The sequence below is a fragment of the Halolamina salina genome (assembly GCF_042678005.1).
Classification (GTDB): Archaea; Halobacteriota; Halobacteria; order Halobacteriales; family Haloferacaceae; genus Halolamina; species Halolamina salina.
On sequence record NZ_JBHUDH010000082.1, the window covers coordinates 1 to 256 of the forward strand.

General features: G+C 69.1%; 1 protein-coding gene. It reads right to left on the reverse strand.

From position 1 onward, the window contains the following. Positions 1-72: 72 nt before the first annotated feature. On the reverse strand, positions 73-256 hold a 184-nt coding region (locus tag ACFR9S_RS08310), incomplete at its 5' end, for a hypothetical protein (RefSeq protein WP_379818406.1).

Genomic DNA, 256 nt, shown 5'->3' on the forward strand with positions numbered 1-256 from the left:
CTGGCGTCTCCCCGGCCGCACTGATGCCGTCGATCGCCGCGGTCTGGGTCGTGCCGGCGACGAGGACGAACGTCACGCTCCCTCCATCGGGGTCGCGCTGTGGCTCATGGTGTGGCTCTCGCGGGGCACGAACCTGAAAAGCACGGTCCGGCGTCGACGGTTCATTCGCGCTCGTCGGCCGGATACTCCGTCGTCACCGACCGCTCGCTCGACGCCGAACGTTCTGCCGATGCCGAACGCTCCGCCGAACGCTCGT